The organism is Haladaptatus sp. (assembly GCF_049589095.1).
Taxonomy (GTDB): domain Archaea; phylum Halobacteriota; class Halobacteria; order Halobacteriales; family Haladaptataceae; genus Haladaptatus.
This window is the reverse complement of record NZ_JBAWAC010000133.1, coordinates 1-2,744: the sequence shown is the minus strand read 5'-3', so window position 1 is coordinate 2,744 and position 2,744 is coordinate 1. Positions and strand designations below refer to the sequence as shown.

At 64.6% G+C, this 2,744-nt stretch carries 2 protein-coding genes and 1 pseudogene; all 3 read left to right on the top strand.

All coding sequences use genetic code 11. The features are described from left to right. The first annotated feature begins 53 nt into the window (after nucleotides 1–53). Complete coding sequence (locus tag WBV42_RS04580; protein WP_423984982.1) at nucleotides 54–1,370, top strand: aspartate aminotransferase family protein; 1,317 nt, start codon at nucleotides 54–56, stop codon at nucleotides 1,368–1,370. A 46-nt stretch (nucleotides 1,371–1,416) separates the two neighbouring features. Next, nucleotides 1,417–2,448, top strand: coding sequence for an ATP-binding cassette domain-containing protein (locus WBV42_RS04575; RefSeq protein ID WP_423984981.1), 1,032 nt, complete (start codon nucleotides 1,417–1,419; stop codon nucleotides 2,446–2,448). Then, nucleotides 2,445–2,744 (top strand): annotated as a pseudogene (locus WBV42_RS04570) (ABC transporter permease); the annotation flags it as partial. The gene WBV42_RS04575 and the pseudogene WBV42_RS04570, both read left to right, overlap by 4 nt.

Genomic DNA, 2,744 nt, shown 5'->3' with positions numbered 1-2,744 from the left:
CGCGATCAACACGACACTAACTCGACTAACGCGACAGACACGACACATATTTTATGAACTCCGAAACGACGAACGAGACGACTGAAAGTGAACGAATCGTCGAGCGTGCCCGCGAGGTGATTCCGGGCGGCGCACAGACCGGACTTCGGGCGCAAGCGTACGACACCGGGGAAGTGGCCTTCGAACGTTCGAAGGGCGCGACGCTCACAACGGTCGACGGCAACGAGTACACCGACTATCATCTCGGGTTCGGTCCCATCATTCTCGGACACGGCCACGAGGCGGTGGACGAGGCGGCGCGGAACGCCATCGACGACGGCGTGCTCTACGGGACCGGAACGGCCCCGCTCGAAGTCGAGGTTGCCGAGCGACTGGTCGACCTCCTGCCGAGCGTCGAGCAGGTGAACTTCTGTAACAGCGGAAGCGAGGCGACCTACCACGCGATTCGCCTCGCCAGGGCGTACACGGGGAACGACAAGATCCTGAAATTCGAGGGCTGCTATCACGGGTGGCACGACTACGTGGACGTGAGCGTCTACCCGCCGGAGGACGGACTCGGCGAGGGACGTCCCGAATCCGAGGGGATGCTCCCGGCCGCCGTGGAAAACACGCTCGTCGCCCCGTTCAACGACGAGGAGGCCGTCGAAGCGGTCTTCCGCGAACACGGCGACGACCTCGCGGCCGTCATCCTCGAACCCGTGCCGCACTCGGTCGGGTGTCTCCTCCCCCGGCAGGAGTTCCTCGAAACGGTCCGGGACGTCACCGCGGACGCGGACGTGCCGCTCATCTTCGACGAGGTCATCACCGGGTTCCGTCACTCGCCCCACGGTGCACAGGGCGAGTTCGGCGTCACGCCCGACCTGACGTGCGTGGCCAAAGCGCTCGGGAACGGCTATCCGGTCGCGGCGGTCGGCGGCCACGAGGACCTGCTCTCACAGGCGGGCGGCGACAACAAATCCGGCGTCGTCATCAGCGGGACGTACTCGGGCAACCTCCCCGGACTCGCCGCGGCGCGCGAGACCATCGACACCATCGTGGCGGAGGACGTCCAGGGTCACGTCTCGGACCTCGGCGACGAGTACAGGGCCGGACTCCGTGATCTGTTGGCGGATCACGGAATCGACGGCAGGGTCGTCGGTCACCGGAGCATCTTCAGCGTCCAGTTCGGCGTGACGGGCGAACCCGAGAACTACGAGGACATCCTCGGACTGGACGAGGAGCGGTTCCACGAGTTCGCCGCGGGCATGCGGAACCGGGGCCACTTCTTCACGCCGAACCCGTACAAGCGCCATCACCTCTCGTTCGCCCACGACGAGGAGAACCTCGCCGCATATCTCGACGCTGCGGACGACGTGTTTGGGAACCTTTGACCGGGTTCAGCACCCTTAACCGTGCCCGACTGTTACGGGTCGTCCGATGGATTCTGCGATACGCATACGTGATTTGGAGAAAGAGTACGGGGAGATACGAGCGCTCAAGGGAATCGACCTCGACGTTCCGAAGGGCTCGTTTTTCGGCCTACTCGGGCCGAACGGGGCGGGAAAGACGACGTTCATCAACATCCTCGTCGGACTGGTGAAGAACTCGGGGGGCACGGCGGAGGTGTTCGGCGCGGACGTGGAGGACGACTACCGCGAGGCGCGCGACCGAATCGGCCTCGCGCCACAGGAGTTCAACGTGGACCGCTTCTTCCCGATTCGAGAGGTGCTGGAGCACAAGGCGGGCTACCACGGCATCCCGCGGTCGGAGGCGGGCGAGCGCGCCGACGAGGTACTTCGGCGCGTGGGAATCTACGACAAGCGCGACACGCGCTTCGACTGGCTCTCGGGCGGGATGAAACGCCGGTTCGTCCTCGCGCGGGCGCTCATCACGAAACCCGATCTGCTCATTCTCGACGAACCGACGGCCGGGGTGGACGTGCAGTTGCGTCACGACCTGTGGGACCTCATCACCGAACTCAACGAGTCGGGGACCACGATTCTGCTCACGACCCACTACATCGAGGAGGCCGAACGCCTCTGTGACGAAGTTGCGATCCTCGATTCGGGCCGTATCGTCGAGGTGGCGAGCCCGGAGGAGCTAATGGGTCGCGGCCCGGACAAGATCACCATTTCGCTCCGCAACCCGCCCGAATCCGCGCCGCAGCTCTCCGCCGGTCGGGACAAGATCGAGGAGGTGGAGCTATCGGGCGACGAACTCGTCATCACCGCTCCGGAAGCCGGACTGCTCGCTCCCGAACTCGTGCGCGAACTCGACCGGAAAGGGTTCGAGATCATCCACTTCGACATCTCGCGCACCTCGCTCGAAGAGGTGTTCGTGGAGATGACGCGGGCGAACGAGAGCACGAGCGATGGAAACGGGGGGACGGGCGATGGAGACGGGCAGGCGGACGACTTCGACCGCGACGATTCCGAACTCGCCGCCATCGCCGGAGGTGACGACGCGTGAGCAACGCGAACGAGGGACTGACCGGGTTCATCACGCTGACGCGCCGCGAAATTCTGCGCTTCCTGCGGCGGCCGCGGAACACGTTCGTCCCGCCGTTCGTCACGAACGTCCTGTACTTCTCCGTGTTCGGCGTCATCCTCGGCAGTCGCGTCGGGAAGATGCAGTTCGACGGGCAGGCCGTCCCGTACATAGTCTTCATCCTGCCCGGACTGGTCGTGCTGGGAGCCATCTCGAATGCCTTCGAGAACTCCTGTTTCTCCATCTTCCACGGGAGATGGAACCGCTACATCGAGGAG